General features: G+C 54.5%; 15 protein-coding genes. All 15 read right to left on the bottom strand.

What is annotated here, in order from left to right; genetic code table 11:
• Window positions 1-700 precede the first annotated feature (700 nt).
• The gene (locus GN112_RS13840) at window positions 701-1,330 is read right to left on the bottom strand and encodes an ABC transporter ATP-binding protein (protein WP_174247661.1); all 630 of its coding nucleotides are present in this window, start codon (window positions 1,328-1,330) and stop codon (window positions 701-703) included.
• On the bottom strand, window positions 1,323-2,252 hold the full coding sequence (locus GN112_RS13835) for an ATP-binding cassette domain-containing protein (protein WP_155310757.1): 930 nt from the start codon (window positions 2,250-2,252) through the stop codon (window positions 1,323-1,325). Before GN112_RS13835 ends, GN112_RS13840 begins: the two co-directional genes overlap by 8 nt.
• Before the next feature lie 5 nt (window positions 2,253-2,257).
• Window positions 2,258-3,148 carry an ABC transporter permease gene (locus GN112_RS13830; RefSeq protein WP_197743326.1) on the bottom strand — a complete coding sequence of 297 codons (891 nt, stop codon included), beginning with the start codon at window positions 3,146-3,148 and terminating at the stop codon, window positions 2,258-2,260.
• The gene (locus GN112_RS13825; RefSeq protein ID WP_197743325.1) at window positions 3,145-4,122 is read right to left on the bottom strand and encodes an ABC transporter permease; all 978 of its coding nucleotides are present in this window, start codon (window positions 4,120-4,122) and stop codon (window positions 3,145-3,147) included. Before GN112_RS13825 ends, GN112_RS13830 begins: the two co-directional genes overlap by 4 nt.
• 26 nt (window positions 4,123-4,148) lie before the next feature.
• Window positions 4,149-5,459 (bottom strand): ISL3 family transposase, encoded by a 1,311-nt coding sequence (locus GN112_RS13820; RefSeq protein ID WP_155310574.1) that lies wholly within the window; start codon window positions 5,457-5,459, stop codon window positions 4,149-4,151.
• Between the two features lie 313 nt (window positions 5,460-5,772).
• Window positions 5,773-7,434: an ABC transporter substrate-binding protein gene (locus GN112_RS13815; protein WP_197743324.1), complete on the bottom strand. Its 1,662-nt coding sequence runs from the start codon at window positions 7,432-7,434 to the stop codon at window positions 5,773-5,775.
• A 133-nt stretch (window positions 7,435-7,567) separates the two neighbouring features.
• Complete coding sequence (locus GN112_RS13810; RefSeq protein ID WP_162458931.1) at window positions 7,568-7,837, bottom strand: TonB-dependent receptor; 270 nt, start codon at window positions 7,835-7,837, stop codon at window positions 7,568-7,570.
• 562 nt (window positions 7,838-8,399) lie between these two features.
• Window positions 8,400-9,119, bottom strand: coding sequence for an energy transducer TonB family protein (locus tag GN112_RS13805; RefSeq protein WP_155310754.1), 720 nt, complete (start codon window positions 9,117-9,119; stop codon window positions 8,400-8,402).
• A 3-nt stretch (window positions 9,120-9,122) separates the two neighbouring features.
• Window positions 9,123-9,530, bottom strand: a complete 408-nt coding sequence (locus GN112_RS13800) for an ExbD/TolR family protein (RefSeq protein WP_155310753.1) — start codon at window positions 9,528-9,530, stop codon at window positions 9,123-9,125.
• A gap of 24 nt (window positions 9,531-9,554) precedes the next feature.
• Window positions 9,555-10,220 carry a MotA/TolQ/ExbB proton channel family protein gene (locus GN112_RS13795; protein WP_155310752.1) on the bottom strand — a complete coding sequence of 222 codons (666 nt, stop codon included), beginning with the start codon at window positions 10,218-10,220 and terminating at the stop codon, window positions 9,555-9,557.
• 70 nt (window positions 10,221-10,290) lie between these two features.
• Window positions 10,291-12,048: a hypothetical protein gene (locus GN112_RS13790; RefSeq protein ID WP_155310751.1), complete on the bottom strand. Its 1,758-nt coding sequence runs from the start codon at window positions 12,046-12,048 to the stop codon at window positions 10,291-10,293.
• A 385-nt stretch (window positions 12,049-12,433) separates the two neighbouring features.
• The gene (locus GN112_RS13785) at window positions 12,434-12,748 is read right to left on the bottom strand and encodes an IscA/HesB family protein (protein WP_155310750.1); all 315 of its coding nucleotides are present in this window, start codon (window positions 12,746-12,748) and stop codon (window positions 12,434-12,436) included.
• 33 nt (window positions 12,749-12,781) lie between these two features.
• Entirely contained in the window at window positions 12,782-13,270 is a 489-nt protein-coding gene (locus tag GN112_RS13780) for a hypothetical protein (protein ID WP_155310749.1), read from the bottom strand.
• A gap of 175 nt (window positions 13,271-13,445) precedes the next feature.
• Window positions 13,446-14,051, bottom strand: coding sequence for a DUF1573 domain-containing protein (locus GN112_RS13775; protein ID WP_155310748.1), 606 nt, complete (start codon window positions 14,049-14,051; stop codon window positions 13,446-13,448).
• Between the two features lie 190 nt (window positions 14,052-14,241).
• Window positions 14,242-15,585, bottom strand: a complete 1,344-nt coding sequence (locus tag GN112_RS13770) for a (Fe-S)-binding protein (RefSeq protein WP_155310747.1) — start codon at window positions 15,583-15,585, stop codon at window positions 14,242-14,244.
• Between the last annotated feature and the right edge of the window lie 182 nt (window positions 15,586-15,767).

Below are 15,767 nucleotides of genomic sequence, written 5' to 3'. Positions count from 1 at the left end.
GGTATCCAATCCGCGAATATCAGAGTGCTCTACCGTCGTTATTGCAGACCCCGCCTCTATCCAAACGCTCGATGAAAATTATTGGCCCAAGTTTTTTGGGTATGGATAGGTTTTTCTCTTGACAAGTGTTCAACCATATCAGCCTTTCTGTTCCATACCGTTCTTGAACTGATGGATGAGAAGTACAGCTTGGTTCGTGCTGAGTTACCAACGCGCAAAACCTTTTTTGACGATGTGCGCGCTTTGACGCGATATATGTATTTTCCCAGTTGGGAGGCGATGTTAACTTTTATGATGCGAGGCCTGGAGATCGAATACGCAGACACCAGTTAAAATCCTTGGCAGATTTTCACATCAAACCGTACGAGTTCCTTTATTAACCAATGGATAGGTTTGATCAAAATTTCTGATACAGAGAGCCAAAAATGAAGAAATTCATCGGCTGGCTAATTGCGTACAGTTTTGTTTCACTTTTTGATCATAACCTGAACTAAATTTTTCGAAGAACTGATCGAATTGCCATGCTGGTACAAACCTGAACCGCATAATTACAATTGCTGGGGATAGACACGTCTGCTTGTCATCGGAAAGCGCGGATGGTAAGATGTTTAGCATGGCGCTCCTATCCAGGGGCCCTCACCGGGGAAGGCAGCCGAAAAACTCTGGCCGGAGCCGGCTGCCTTCCCCTTCCTCCATTGGTTTATAGGGTTGTATCACCCCCTTTCCACTGAATCCCGGCAATGTTGATCACCCGATCGCAGATCCTTTTTATCAACTGCGCATCATGACTGATCACCATCGCCCCGATATTTTTCTTTTTGGCAACGGCCAACAGGGCCGTCCATATTTGGACCTGGGTGATGGCGTCCAACATGGTGGTAATCTCATCGGCCAGAAGATAGCGGGTTCCGGTTCCTAATACTCTTGCGATGGCGATGCGCTGCAATTCGCCGCCGGACAACTCATGGGGTTTTCTTTCAAGCCATTCTTTTTTCAACTGGAAATGGCGCAGTCGTTCATCCGGTACTGTGCCTGCTTCTAAAAGAGAATCCCGGATACACCAACGGGGGTTAAGAACGGTTTCGGGATGCTGAAAAACCATCTGAACCGGGCAATACCCTTTGCTTGGCAGCGGTGCTTGATCCACCCGGACCGTTCCCTTGTCCGGCATCAGATAGCCGGCCAGGATTTTTGCCAACGTGGTTTTGCCTTCTCCACTATGTCCATGGAGCCCGACGACTTCCCCGGGTGCGATGCGCAAGGTGGCATTTTGTATGATCCAGGGCTGGGTATCGGCAAACCGGTAACTGATATGTTCGGCTTCAAGCATTATGGCACCTTACAAATCCGCCGTTCAGCCGGCGGCCAATTGGCGGCTGGATTGCGCACAGGTCGGTTTTTGCAGCGCAGTATTGATAAAGTGGACAGCCTTGTACAAGCGAACCGGGTCCTTCCCGTGAAAAAAAAGAGGTTTTAAATGCATTGCCCGGCAGCGCTTCCCACAGTGCGCGGGTAAACGGGTGCCTGAGGTTTTTTCCGCCATGATCGAAGTCGTTTGCCGACGCCTCTTCCAAGATTGTTCCGCCGTAGAATACCGCTATTTTATCCGCTACATGGAGGACGGCATCTAACTCGTGGGTAATCAACAGAACCCCTTTACCGCTGTCGGCAAGCTCGCGAAAATGGCTGAGGGATTCGCTGACAATCTGCGGTTGAAGACCGGGCGTCGGTTCATCGGCGATGAGCAGATCGGCGTTGCCGACAGTTGCCGTGGCCAGCAGTGCTCGACGGACCATACCTCCCGAGAGTTGGAATGGGAAAAGACGGGCTGTTGATGGAGGCAGTTGGTAACGCTCGAAAGCGGCTTTCTGACGCAGGATAGCGGTTTTTTTATCTACTCCGCTTAAGATCGCCGCACGGCGTACCTGTTCGCCGATGCGTTGCAGCGGGTCCAGGAAGGTAATGGATTGCGGAATCAGCGCAATTTCCTTCCCACGAACAGCTTGTTGCCGCTTGTGTGTCAGGGGGGCGCCTTTGAATTCCATCGTTCCGGTCAGATTTGCGTTGGCCGGAAGAATTCCAAGCACGGCATGGGCAAGGAGGCTTTTTCCCGAACCACTGGCACCAACGACCCCAACTAGTTCATTTTTTTTAACAACGAGATCCAACCCATTCAAAACAGGCAGCTCTTTGCGGATCAAGCCGGTTTCGTAGCGGGTAAAAGAGAGGGTAATATCGTGGAGCGACAGCATTTGTTTTAATCCTGACTGGTTCTTGGCGTAAGAAGGGTGCGGATGTTTTCTCCCAGAATATCGAAGGATTTGACCATGATCAGCAGCGCCGCCCCGGGTATGACCGCAAGCCACCAGTAGCCGGTCGAAAGGTGGCGGAGCGATTCTCCCAGCAAAATACCGACGGATGGCATATGCGGGGTCAGGCCGATGCCGATGAAACTCAATCCCGCTTCGTGCAGGATTGCATGGGGAAACATGAGAATCAGTCCAACGAGAAATTGCGGTACCAGGTGCGGGAAAAGGTGGCGTCGTGCAATCCAGAATCGGGAATGCCCCAGCTTGGCGGAAATCAAGACATAATTGTTTGTTTTCAGATGCAGGGCTTCGGCGCGAATGATCCGGGTCAGCCCCGGCCAGTGGGTAATGCCCACGGCCAGAATCACTCCGGGCACACCCCCGCCCACCGCGAAGCAGATCAGTATCTGGAACACCAGGTGGGGGAGGCTCATGAATAGATCGACAAGCCAGATGATCACCGTATCCACCACGCCGCCCAGCATGGCGGCCGTAAGACCGAGAAACATTGCTAAAACAGTACTGATCAGCGCGGCGACCAGACCGACTGAAAGACTCAACCGCAGGCCGAGCAGAACCCGGGTGAGCATATCCCGGCCGAGCCAATCGGTCCCGAACAGATGTCCCCATCCCGGCGGTTGGTTGCGCTGCGACAAAGCAGTCGAAAGCCCTGTCTCACCGACGAGGACTCCCCATATCAGGATGGCGGTCAGCAAACCGAGGCAGGAGAAAATGGCCAGCAGGGTACGTCCGCGCCGGGTCGCCAGGATGTACATCCATTTTTGTTGATCCGGCATGGCGGCAGGAATTTGTTGCGAAATGGTGTCGGCGGTGTTCATGTTCTCCCTCCGATGCGGATACGCGGGTCGACGACGCGATACGACAAATCGGCCAGGGTGTTGCCGGTAAAAACAAAGATGGCGCTGAAAAGAACGACGCCCAGCAGCAGGGGCACGTCGCTTCGCAAACCGGCCTGGATGACGGTTTGTCCGAGGCCTGGATACGAGAACACCTGCTCGGCCAGAACCGCGCCTCCGAACAGTTCGGAAAAGGATGCGAACTGAAGGGTCAGGGCCGGCAGCGAAATATTGCGCAAACCGTGATGACAAATGATGCCCCAGGTCGTATCCCCCTGTGCCCTGGCAAAAAGGGCATAATCGCTATGCAGGACGTCGATGAGTTTTTGGCGGGTGTGCAGGGCGACGTTGGCGATGCCGATGATACTCAACGTGGCCGCAGGGAGAATCAGATGATGAATCCACTCCCACAAAGAAACTTCGGCGGCCGGTTTACCTGGCGGTGCGGCACAGCAGACCGGGGTAACCTGGAGTTTCACGGAAAAAACGATTAAAAGGAGCATGCCCAGCCAAAATGCCGGTGTGGAGGCCAGGGTGTAGGCGTAAAAGCGAATTGCGCGATCAAGCGCTGATCCCTTCCATGCACCGGCGATGATCCCGAGGCAATAACCGAAAATTCCCGATAACAGCCAGGCCATTCCCATGAGCCATAAGGACCGCGTGAAACGTTCGCCGATGACGTCGATTACCGGTTTGTTGAAGATCAATGAGTCGCCCAGGTTTCCTTGGGCAATCTGTCCCAACCACTTGAGAAATCTCGTCGGTGCCGGTTGACCGCTCCCCCATCGCTGGGCGATCTGCAGGCGCTGTTCGGCAGACATGCGCGTCATGTCATCACCGATGTAAGCACGAACCGGATCGATGGGAGAAAGGCTTACCAGGGTGAAAGAAATGATGGCGACTCCGATCAGCAGCGATATCAGCTGAATGGTTTTACGTCCGATGTATCCCAGCATCGATTCCTCGACTTTCGTTTTTTGGCTCATCGCGGATTAGTGTGAAAATCACCTAATCCTGCGAGTACCCGTATCCTAAAGTTGTTGAAATTTCTGTAGCCGAATGCCATGCGTATAATAGCCCTGAGGGAATTATTGGTACCTTCAACGAACCCATTTGTAATTCTTTCGATGAAGTAATTTAAGATCTGCTCTCGCCAGTTCTTCAAGGTCTTACAGAACTTTGAAAGATATTTATCACCTGTACGTTCGGCCTTCAAACACCATACATCAAGAAATCGGGCTGCCTTTTCTCTGCATCTGACTTTCTCAAAAATCGTGCGGAACTCCTCCTTTAAAAGGTACAATGCGCGAAGATCAGGACACAATTCCAATATTTGATCCAAGTGATCAGCTTGCTTTGTCGACAATTCGGATCGGTTACGCACGATGAGCCAACGGCTACCCTTGAGTATCTTTTGTGTTTCAGGATCGCACTGCCTTTGAAATCTGGTTCGAAGTTGGGTCAGACGGTGGTTGAGTTGTTTCATCACATGGAACCGGTCGACCACCACCTTGGCATGGGGAAGCTTGTTGCAAGCGGCTTGATAATAGGGCGCCCACATATCGATGGAAACAAATCGGATCGCCTTTTTTTGTTGATCACTCAGCGATTCGATCCAATTTTCCAGTGTCTGTTTCTCCCTGTCAGGCAGCACTGCGAGAATGCACTTTCTGGAAATATCCGAAATCACGAGAACGAATTGCTTGTGGCGTTTTTTAAGCGAAATTTCATCGATTCCCAGCACCCGGGTCAGGCCGTCAACGCCAACACTCTTTTTCAATGCCGCGAGACGATTGAAGATCTCTTTAACCGTGGATTGGCTTAACCCCTCACGTTTAGCAACATCCTTACGTGTACTGGTAAGGCAAGATTGATAGACACGCATCTCAAAAGCAGAAGATTGCCTACGATGGGAATCAACGAATGGTAATTCCTCGGTGAAAACCTTACCACATTGATCACATTCGAAACGGCGGGACAGGAAATGCAAAAAGGTCTTTTTACCCCAAACATCCAAATGTCGTACGCAACGAGGCTCCTCCTGATGAACTTTTGTTGAAAGAGCCCCACAATGGGGACACAAAGCAACCTCTTCACGATGGGCACATCGAAGATGCAGCACGTCTTCATCCCCTTCGCGACGAAGGGCATACATAGTAACGAACAAGGTCGCTATGCCCAGCAATTCTGTCAATGTGTTATCTGCGACACTTGTGAATTCCTGCTGGCTAATTCGTTTCACGGACTTTGCGGCGTCCTTTACAAATGATGTTATGTACGGCAGTAGTTTCATGGGAAATCCTCCAAAGAGTTTTTCCCATTACATATAGTCACAAGCAGTTCCTGATGTCCAGTAAAATGTACCTGTATATCTCGGAATCACACTATTCCGCGATGATCCCGTTTTTTTAAAGGTGACGGATTCGCAACAAGTCGAAGTTCTCATCTTTTCGTCATTCCGGCGTAGGCCGGGCACGAAGTGAAGCTTTAGCGCTATCCATTCATTTCAATAAGTTCTGGATGCCGGATCAAGTCCGGCATGACGAGAGCGGCACTTTTTACGAGTTCATCAAAGGTGAGCGCCGAAAAATGCCGGCCGGCCCGAATCAGGTGCCGGATGCACACGGCCGGGACGGAACCTTCCACCGCCATTGGGGCAGATTGGCGATTATGTAAGATCCGTGCTGTTCCGTGCATGTGTGCCCGATATCGAGGTGTTGGCTGATAAAATAGGTGTGATCCAAGTTGACCAGCCAGGCCCAGGCCGCATCGCCCCGGGTCGAGAAGCCGGTCTTTCCGTCCCACTGTGCCTTTTGCCAAAAAGGAATGGCGGCATTCTCGGTAGGTGCCGCCATGGCCGCGTTCAGGTAACCGTCAACGGTTTGATTGGCATAGAATCCCGGGTTATGCAGCGCTTCTTCTTTTCGTCCGCCGAAATAGAGGTTGTGCATTTCCGTCTGGTCGAAACTGCCGAATCCGAAAAGGACCGCATTGCTATGCATCAACTTGTAGATGTCATCCCAACTCTTGCCGGTGACAACGATCTCGATACCGATTTTTTTTGCTGCGTCCGAGACGGCCAGGGCCAGGGCTTGCCGGATACTGTCGTTGGCGTCGTAAAGCAGGCTGAAAGATGCCGCGATGCCATTTTTCTCGACAATACCGTCCCCGTTGTTATCCTGCCACCCGCCGGCCTTCAGGATCTGACGGGCCGTTTCCGGATTGTTGTCCCGAATGGCGCTATCCGGTTGGTCCCAGGGCAACATGTTTACCGGCCCATGGGCCGGGGAGCCGAATCCTTCCAGTATACCGTCCACCAGTTCCCGCCGATTCACCGCATGGTTGATGGCTTTGCGAATGGCCGAATCCGCCGTTACCGGGTTGCCTACCGGATATCCCTGCGGTGATTGCCAATTCTGTGGAGGAAGGCACGGAAAACAGATCCCCCGATTATCGACACTAGGGACGGCATGGCGGATCATCCCGGGGATTTCCTGTTTGGCCAGCATCTGGGGGGCGCGAAAAACATGAACGGTGCCGGCCTTGGCGGCGGCAAAGGCGGCGTCCTCCTCCATGAAAAGAAAAACGACCTTTTCGATTGCCGGCTTCTGACCGTAGTAATACGGGTTGGACGCCATGACCATCTGCCGTCCCTCGTCCCATTGTACCAGTCGATAGGGGCCGGAGCCGACGGGATTTCGGCCATACGATTTGCCGTAAGCGTGCGCCGGAACAATCCCCAGGGTAATGAGCCGGTTGATGAAGGTGATCTGAGGGGTCTTAAGACGAATCTCGACCGTGTAAGGGTCGATGACGACCGCCTGTTCAAGAACTGTAACATCGGTTTTACCGGCGGTCTTCGCCGCCTGGTTGAACGTAAAGGCGACGTCTGCGGCCGTTAACAGCGTTCCATCCGAAAAAACGGCATCATCCCGGATGGTTATTCTCCAGACCCGGCGGGAATCGTCAAGTTCCCATGCTTTGGCCAGGTCGCCGGAGACCGATTGATCGGCATTGCGCCGAAGCAGTGTACTCTGGAAGAGGGGCGTTCCATAGCTCCCCCATCCCATGAGCGGGTCGAATCCATCGTCCGGTTCGATATCCAGGGCCAGCAAGAGCGGTTCATTGGTATTGATCGCTGGGGGAGAAGATGTCTTCCCCGTGGTCTCGAGCGGTCCTTCGGCAGCCGTTTCATCGCCGGTTTTGTGGCAGGCCGAACAGATCAGTATAACGAGCATGACGAGACAAAACAGATTGATTCTTTTCATTCTTTTCCGGTCCATGTATTCCATTAAAAATTCGTTGGGTTCTTGAAGTACGACTCACAGGGACAGCCAATGGGGTGCCGCAAGTGGGTACGGCACCCCGTTGACGAAAAGCGTGTTATTCTGCGTTTTCGTTTCAGAACTCGTACATAACGCTAAAGTAATAGGCGCGCGCATTGCTGCCTGCATATTGGTTTTCTCCCGACCAATAACCCACAAATTCTGAATAGGTTTCATCGGTGAGGTTTTTAATATCCAGAGAGAGAATCCATGATTTGGCCAATGTCTGAATAATTTTAAGGTCAATGGTTTCATAGCCTTCGTAGGAATGCTCGTTGGTCGCATCCGTTTTCCACTCGCCGACATCATCTTTTTCTCCTTCTCCTCGCTCATTAGTGTACTTCAACTTCAAACAGCATGTAAGGACGGTAATTCGCATAATCGGCATAGGGACTTTCAGGTGTGTTGACCTCATGTTTTGCGTAAATCAGCTATTTGCTCGAACGGTCTATATTTTATATTGGCAGCTCCAGCGGCCAAAGCGCCAGTTTTGACCAAGTGGTCCGAATGATCCTTGCATTGCTTCTTTTTAAGTAGATAAGGGCAGTTCCACACTCGTCCCGGAACACGTCAACCGTAACCGTTCAGGACGTGCAACACGGTGGCGAATCAGACGCAGATTGGCAGTCCAGGGAACTGTTTTTATCCATCGATTTTTGTGATGGATGGAATGTTTCCGCAAAAACGGTTTGAAGGCGGGGTGCTGAGGTGATATAAATAGACCATTGCATCCCTCGCCCGCGAGGGACTTCATGGGGATGGCAGCCAAAAGACTCTGGCCGGAGCCGGCTGCTTTCCCCCTTTCTTTTTTATGTTTCCCTGTTTTATCACTCCCCTTTTTGTTTTTGGGTACAAGCCTGACTTTCCATGCTCGATCCTTGCCATCACTTCAGATCGGATGATTGGCGTCAGGTCAGCTCGAAAACGATGGTCAGTTCCAGGGGCAGGTCGCCTTTGAACAGGTTGGATGGTGGCCGGGGAAACGGGGCCGCCCGTTCGACCGCGTCCAATGCAGCCATGTCCAGGGAACGATGACGGGCGCCCCTGGACACGGAGAGATCGCGTACATTGCCGTCGGCGAGCAGGATGAAACGGATGGTCACGCGACCTTCAATGCTTCTCGCCTTGGCGGTTTCGGGGTAACGCTTGCGGCTTTCGATTTTGAGCCGCACCATATCCAGGTAGCTGGATGTAGTCATATATTCGCCGCCTACGGTCTGAGCATGGGGGCCGGGGACCCAGGCGGCGCTCTCCACACCCGGTGTTTGCGGGACGTCCGGGGCGCTGATGCCCTCCATCAGACTGTCGGGCAGGTTGCTCTCCACCGGCGCCATGGCCAGGGGCCTGAAACGGGGCACGGGACGGGCAACGGCTTTGAGCGCCTTCACTTGATCCTGGGGTTCGGGTACTTTGGGTCGGGGCCGCGGCCGAGGAATATCCCTTGCGGCCGGCCGGGCGATATTCTGCAGGGACATCTCTATATAACTCAGTGCCTGGGTGCGGTAGATGCCTGACAGGTGCATGAACATCACCCCGTGGATCGCCACGGAGAGGATGATCAGCGTCCTGAGCAGCCAGTTGGGGGGGGATGGGCGATCCATGGCCGATAGGTGCAAAGATGCTTCCATGGCTTACAACTCCTTTTCCGTTGCCAGGCAGAGCCTGCCGGCACCGGCGGCCTTGGCGATGTCCATGACCTTGACCGCCTGGTTGAGAATTACCGTACGATCGGCGCGGACGACCACCAGTTCATCCTGCCGGCCGCCGATTTTTTCCTTGAGCCGGTCGAACAAGCAGTCCAGGGCAAGCCGCTCCTCTCCGATAAATGCCTGCCCTTGGGAATCCACATAGACCGTGATGGTTTCCTCGGTCTGGGGGGCTGCTGCCCGGGCCTGGGGCAGCTTGATCTTGATGCCTTCATCGACCATGAAATTGGTGGTCAACAGGAAATAGATCAGCAGCATGAAGACGATATCGATGAGCGACGTCATGGGCATTTGAACGGCGTACCGTTTTTTGGGTTTTGCATGTACAAGCATGAAGCGACTCCGGATGGGAAATGGTTATGGATGGGCATGGGTGTGCGTATGGGTGTGGTCTTTCCCCGTGTGGAGATGGCCGTGGATCCGAAAACCAATGGCTTTGAGAAATGTCACCGTTCCGTCCTGGAGCTGGGCTTCGTAACGGTCGACCCGGGCGCTCAGGTAGCTGTGGGCCACCATGGTCGGCAGGGCCACGGCCAGTCCGAGGGCTGTGGTCAGCATGGCTTCCCAGATACCGCCGGCCAGGACGGCCGCGTTGACCTTGCCGCCCATCTCCTGGATCACCATAAAGGCCTTGATCATGCCCATAACGGTGCCCAGCAGACCCAAAAGGGGCGTGATGTTGCCGATGGTGGCCAGGGTCTGGAGATAGCGGGAGAGGTCGCGGGATTCCGCTTCGGTGGCGTGCACAAGCACCGCTTCCAGGGTTTCGCGATCCTGGTTCTTGACTTCCATGGCCTGGGTGAGAATACGGCCCATGGGGGAGGCATCCTGGCTGACCAGGTCATAGGCCTGCTGATCTTCGCCTTTTTGGATAAACCGGGCCATGCCGGCGACCAGACCGTTGCCGCGGACTTTAACCCGTCCCAGGCGAATGAGACGTTCCAGAAAAAGGGCCAGAGCAATCACGGAACAAAGCAGAATGGGCCCCACCAGAACGCCTCCCTTGGCAAGAAAATCGAACATCGTTGGCACTCCTTTGAAAAGAGATAAATGGGTCGAGGACTGAAAGGTTTCAGATCCAGTTGGAAAAAACTCAGCTACCGCCGGCGCTTTCGGTGAAATCCACCTCACCGTCGTAGTTCAGGTCCTTTGACCGAGCCACCAGGGCCTCTGCCTCGTCGTAGGTTTCCCACAGGTCGGCTTTGCCGTCGCCGTTGGTGTCCTCGGCCAGGCCGGCCAGTCGGCTTTGGCGATAGTCGTACCAGATATCCGGCCGACCATCCCGGTCGCGGTCCTTCTCCGCCCGGATGGCGGTTTCGTTTTCGTCATAGATCCAGGCCAGGGTGAAGCGGCCGTTCTCGTCGGGCGCCTCTTCACTGCGGGTGATGCGACCCTTTTCATCGTAGATCTCCTTGAGATCGAAATGGCCGTTGCCGTTTTCGTCCACCTGCTTTTCCCGTAGCACACCGTCTTTATAGCAGTAGCACCCCTCGGGCGCGCCGTTCAGATCGGCGTCCAGTTCCATGACCATGGACCAGGGGGGCCGGTCGAACCACTGGGTGGTCTCGAAGCGGCCGTCATTGTCGCGGTCCTGGACCAGTTTGCGGCGCTCGGCGTTGCGATAGAAAACCTTCAGATCCACCCGGCCGTTGCCGTTGCTGTCCCGCTCGGCCCGCACCAGGGCCTGGCCGCGGTAATACTCCCAGGCGTCGGGTTTCCCGGAAAAATCCGTATCGCTTTCAACCCGGGCCTTCTCTCCTTTTTTGTTAAAAAAGATTGTCATGTCGGCCCGGCCGTCCTTGTTCGTGTCCTGGGTCTGGGTGGCGATTTTGCCCTTTTTGAAAAACGAGGTGGTTTCCAGAAAACCGTCACCGTCGCTGTCGGTGATTACCCGTTTTACCATACCGTCCTGGTAGTGGCGGATGCGGTCGACGTGCCCGTTGTAGCGGGTGTCCTCCTCCATTTTCAGGGGCTGTCCGGCGCTGTCGAAGACCAGGGTCACATCATTGGTGCCGTCAAAATTGGTATCCTTCTCTTCGCGGACCGGCTGTCCGGCCTTGTAGCGGGTGGTCACATCCACGCGTCCGTCAAAGTTGGTGTCGCGGGTCTGCAAGGCTGGCAGGGCGTTTTCGAACTGCACCACCGTGTCCGGGGTGCCGTCGTCGTTCTCGTCCTTTTCCTGCCGGGCAATTTCCCCATCGCGGTAGTGGCGTACGGTTTCGAAGCGGCCGTCCACGTCCAGGTCGTGCCGGGACAGGCGCGGCTGGCCCTTTTCGTCGAAGTCGACGATGCGTTCGACGCGGCCGTCGCCATCGCCGTCGGTTTTCTGTTCCAGGGGAAGGTCGTTGCGGAAGGTCTGCCAGACATTGATTTTGCCGTCACCATCCGTGTCGCGGGTCGATCGGGCCAGCCGGCCGGCCTCGAATGCGTGGTGGGTGTCGAAGCGGCCGTCAGCAGTGGTGTCCCGGTCCATGGTCAGGGGCCGCTCCTGATCGTCAAAGCGGATGATCTGCTCCACCCGGCCGGTCTTGGGATTCATGCGTTCATGGCGCACACGTTTTTCGTTCTCGAAGGTGTCGCGGGTATCCATCGACCCGTCATGGTTCCGGTCGCTTTCGATGGCGGTCAGTTTGCCGTCGCGGTAATGCTGGATCTTGTCGAAACGCCCGTCCGCGTTGCTGTCGATCTCCAGGCGCAGGGGATTGCCGCGCGGGTCCATGAGGGCGACTTGGTCGATTTTACCGTCATCATCGGTGTCCCGTTCGACGCGTTTGTCTTGGGCGGCATGGGCGGATAGGCCGTAGGCTGAAAACAGGACAACCAGCAGAATTCCTGGAATGATTTTTTTCAAGGACGATTCCTTTTATCTGAAAATAAAAACGCCATGAAACGAACGGACTTCAGCCCGTGCGCCTTCATGGCGTTAAGCGGTTTTGTATTCGATTGTCGTTCAGATTGGATTAGGCATTTTCATAATGCCGGTGATTTGAAGCAATTCTTTATTGCGTCCAATATGATAGGCGAAGCCGGCATTTTTGTCAAGCGCCATTTTTTATTAAAAATCCAAGGCCATAATTATCCATGCAAAAAATAGGCAACATTTCGCAGGTTTCCCAGGGAATTCAACAAGGTGTGACTGTTGTATCCGACCGAACCACGAAAAAAAGCCTCTGGGTTGTTGATCCGGGGGCTTTTTCCATAGCGGCGATGGTTGCTTGGGGCGTTCTCTTGGGTGCTTACGACGAGCAGCAGCTACCGGCAGTGCCGCAGCTTTGGCAGCCGCCGCTCAGTTCAAGATTGGACGAGATGCGAAAACTCGTGTTGGCATAGTCGATCTCCACGGGTTTGGCCTGTTCCAGCAGGGTCTGATTCATAATAAACTGAAAACCACCGGCCTCGTGTACGGCATCGGCATCGCCTATCGTATCCAGGGCCATGGAGAGTTGCTGCCCCCCACAACCCTGGGTGAGAAAGATGCGGATGGGTTTGACATCCATGTCTTTAAAATACTCGCCTACCGCCTGAATAGCGGTTTCGGTGACATTGAACATGGTGATTCCTTTCAATGGGTTGTAAATTATTGGCTAGTTTCCATTCACCAGGCCGCTGAAAATAACTCTCAGATCGCGGTCATCCAGTGGCGGAATCCAATCCTCTTCCGGTTCTGTTTTATCCGTGCAGTGCGTTTCTTTTGCCGGGGATGCCTGGGGGATCGGCCGTTTAACTGTTCGACTGCGTTCGGCAATCATTTCCAATGGCAGATGGTCGCGGTTGTTTTCAATCCAGCGGGAGCACTCGTCGTGGGTGCCGGCAAAAAGCAGGTAGAGGTCACTGTCCTGTTTCAGCGTTACCAGGCGGTATCCGGCACCCAGGTTGAATTTGCGGCACCCCTTGATGCGCGCCTCGCCATTGCGGGTGAAGGCACAGACCTGTTCCGGCAGGGTGCCGCCTGTTTTCAGCGCGTCAATAATGGTCTCCACCCGATCGGCGGCCAGACAGGCCCGCCGGCTGCCCTTTTTAAGAGTTACCAGGCACTTTTTCAGTTTGGGGTCCAGATGTATTGTTTCGATCATCCGCGAACTCCTTCGGCTGTGGGTTGCCTCTCAGAGCCTGTTTGAGAAGTCTGGATCAGGCTCGATAACAAGGCGGAAAGTGGCTCAAAAGCGGAGCATATAGGTAATATGTGAGCATTTTGAGACACTTCCCAATGCCGTTAGCGGGCTTTAGACGAATTTATCAAACAGGCTCTCAGGCCTTTTTGGCATTGATCTGACCGATCACATAAATGGTCAGTTGGGGCCGCAGGGCACTGTCGGTCCTGATCATAACCCGTCCCCGATACTGTCCCGGTGTGGTCATCCGGTTGTTAATGGCAATCCGGTAATCGGCTCCCTGGCGCTCCATTCGGACGTCGATATTATCGGCAATACGGACATCGGGCACAATCTCCAGAATCCGGAACGGATGATCGGGATTCGGGGTGATGGTTGCCTGGGCCTGTATGGCGTCATCCGGTGTGCCGCGCAAAACGATCTTGAGCGGCACAATGTGGGCAAACTCGGCCACCGGCCCTTTTATCCACAAGCGGATCTGTGGTGCGACCGGGTCGTTGGTGTAAACCGTGATGGACTTATTAAAGTGCGTGCCGCCGTACCCACCGGTGTTGCCATTGACAACGAGCTCCCCGCTGGACCCCGGAGCGATGGCATTGGGCCGCTGGGCGGTGGTGCAGCCGCAACTGGTTCGGACCTTGAGCACCTTCAGCGGAGCGGTGCCATGGTTTTCGATAACAAACGCATGGGTGACCGCCATGCCTTCAAGCACCGAGTCAAACGTGAACGTTTTCTCGGGCACAACAGCAACGGGTGCATCGGCCGGACTCTGCTTCGTGAAACGATCGGCCGGTCGCTGCCCGCAACCGGAGGGGGGGCGATTCCCAACAGCAATACAAAGATAAAAAGTGCATACCGCTGCATGCGATGATTCTCCTCCGGGATCAGCTTGACAACGGTCCCGCTTATTTCCGGGTATTTACCGTTTTGTTTTATCTCCCTTCAAAGGGATTGGGCGTGCCTGGCTCGCCGGGCAGCCAGACTTCCTGAAGATCCTCGCCCAGGTACACCCTTTCGGTATCGGCCAGGGCGCCCAGGGATAGGGCCAGTAGGGACCACAGGTGAATCGTGTGATAGCCGCCGTTGAAATGATCGTTCAGGTCATGAATCTGGGCATGGCAGTTGTGGCAGGGGGTGATGACGTACTTGGCACCGGTGGCCATGACCTGATCGAATTTGATTTTGCCATACTGGTGTCTGGCTTCGTTATATCCCGATTGCAGGTATCCACCCCCACCGCCGCAGCAGAAGTTGTTGGACCGGTTGGGGGTCATGTCCACGAAATTTTCTTCGCCGACGCAGGCTTTAATCACGAAACGCAGGTCTTCGGCCAGGGGATCGCCAAAGCTCTTACGCACCTGCTGGCAGGGATCCTGGCAGGTGAATTTAATTTTCATGTCCTTGTTCCAGTCGCTGCTGGGTTTGAGCCTGCCCTCACGAATCCAGCGGGCATAGTAGGGAACGATCGGTGCGATCTCCAGATCGGTCTTTATTTTGTGGCGCTGGACGCCCATCCAAACCGCATAGGTCGCATGTCCGCACTCGGTGTTGAGGTAAATTTTACACCCTAACGATTCCGCCTTGCGGATTGATAGCTCCGTAGTTGCTTTCCAGTTCTTGTCGTCGGCCAGGAACATGCAGTAGTTCTCGCCGCCCCATCCGGTGCTGCCATAGGTCCAGTCGACCCCGGCCAGATGCAGGATTTTCCATAGTGGTGCCATCTCTTCGGGTTCGGTGACCGGCTCACGGGAGTTCTGGGTAAGAAAAAACTCGGCGCCTTCCTTGTCCATTGGCGCTTCAAGATTTTCCCAACCCGGCTGGTCGGATTTGACTTCCTCGCAAACATCCTCAACGACAAAGATGAAATCGTCGGGCGGTGAGCCCATGGCACTGCAGCTGTCGTTGCGCAGAGCCATGTCACAGGAGGCCAGGATCCCCTTGGGGCGCTCCTCCCGCGGCCAGAGCATTCGGGCTTCGTTAACCAAGGCCGGAATATTGATGGACATGGGACAGACATAAACACAGCGTTGGCACAGGGAACACATCCAAACCCAGGGATGGCCGGTGATTTCGTCGTCCAGGCCCAGGGCTGCCATGCGCAGGAATTTACGCGGATCCATGTTCTCCAGGCCCGTCGCCGGGCATCCCGACGCGCAGGCGCCGCAGGTGAGGCACAGGTTCAGGTTGCCGCCTTCCGGGAGAATCTCTTTTACCTTTTCAATAAACGTGCTCTTTCGATTGTTTTTGATTTTTATCGTGGCTTCGGCGTTACTCATGGTCACTCCTCTCTTGGGCATCCTTAGATCTATCTAATGGTATCCAGGCTGATGACGGTCAAATCCGTTTCCCATACCCATCCTTGCCCCGGTCGAATCGCCGGGCAGGGGTTGACATCCATGGGACGAAAGTATCGGGACAACGCCGACCGACAACCCCATACGGGTGACGTGTCGGGCGT

The organism is Desulfosarcina ovata subsp. ovata, assembly GCF_009689005.1.
GTDB lineage: Bacteria > Desulfobacterota > Desulfobacteria > Desulfobacterales > Desulfosarcinaceae > Desulfosarcina > Desulfosarcina ovata.
Note: the sequence above shows the minus strand (reverse complement) of the source record. Positions and strands in the feature narration are given on the sequence as shown.

Coding starts and splice junctions, on each gene's coding strand:
- GN112_RS13820 (WP_155310574.1), bottom strand. CDS start 5,459: ATGAAACTACTGCCGTACATAACATCATTTGTAAAGGACGCCGCAAAG.
- GN112_RS13785 (WP_155310750.1), bottom strand. CDS start 12,748: ATGTTCAATGTCACCGAAACCGCTATTCAGGCGGTAGGCGAGTATTTT.
- GN112_RS13780 (WP_155310749.1), bottom strand. CDS start 13,270: ATGATCGAAACAATACATCTGGACCCCAAACTGAAAAAGTGCCTGGTA.
- GN112_RS13805 (WP_155310754.1), bottom strand. CDS start 9,119: ATGGAAGCATCTTTGCACCTATCGGCCATGGATCGCCCATCCCCCCCC.
- GN112_RS13825 (WP_197743325.1), bottom strand. CDS start 4,122: ATGCTGGGATACATCGGACGTAAAACCATTCAGCTGATATCGCTGCTG.
- GN112_RS13815 (WP_197743324.1), bottom strand. CDS start 7,434: ATGAAAAGAATCAATCTGTTTTGTCTCGTCATGCTCGTTATACTGATC.
- GN112_RS13770 (WP_155310747.1), bottom strand. CDS start 15,585: ATGAGTAACGCCGAAGCCACGATAAAAATCAAAAACAATCGAAAGAGC.
- GN112_RS13840 (WP_174247661.1), bottom strand. CDS start 1,330: ATGCTTGAAGCCGAACATATCAGTTACCGGTTTGCCGATACCCAGCCC.
- GN112_RS13800 (WP_155310753.1), bottom strand. CDS start 9,530: ATGCTTGTACATGCAAAACCCAAAAAACGGTACGCCGTTCAAATGCCC.
- GN112_RS13830 (WP_197743326.1), bottom strand. CDS start 3,148: ATGAACACCGCCGACACCATTTCGCAACAAATTCCTGCCGCCATGCCG.
- GN112_RS13795 (WP_155310752.1), bottom strand. CDS start 10,220: ATGTTCGATTTTCTTGCCAAGGGAGGCGTTCTGGTGGGGCCCATTCTG.
- GN112_RS13835 (WP_155310757.1), bottom strand. CDS start 2,252: ATGCTGTCGCTCCACGATATTACCCTCTCTTTTACCCGCTACGAAACC.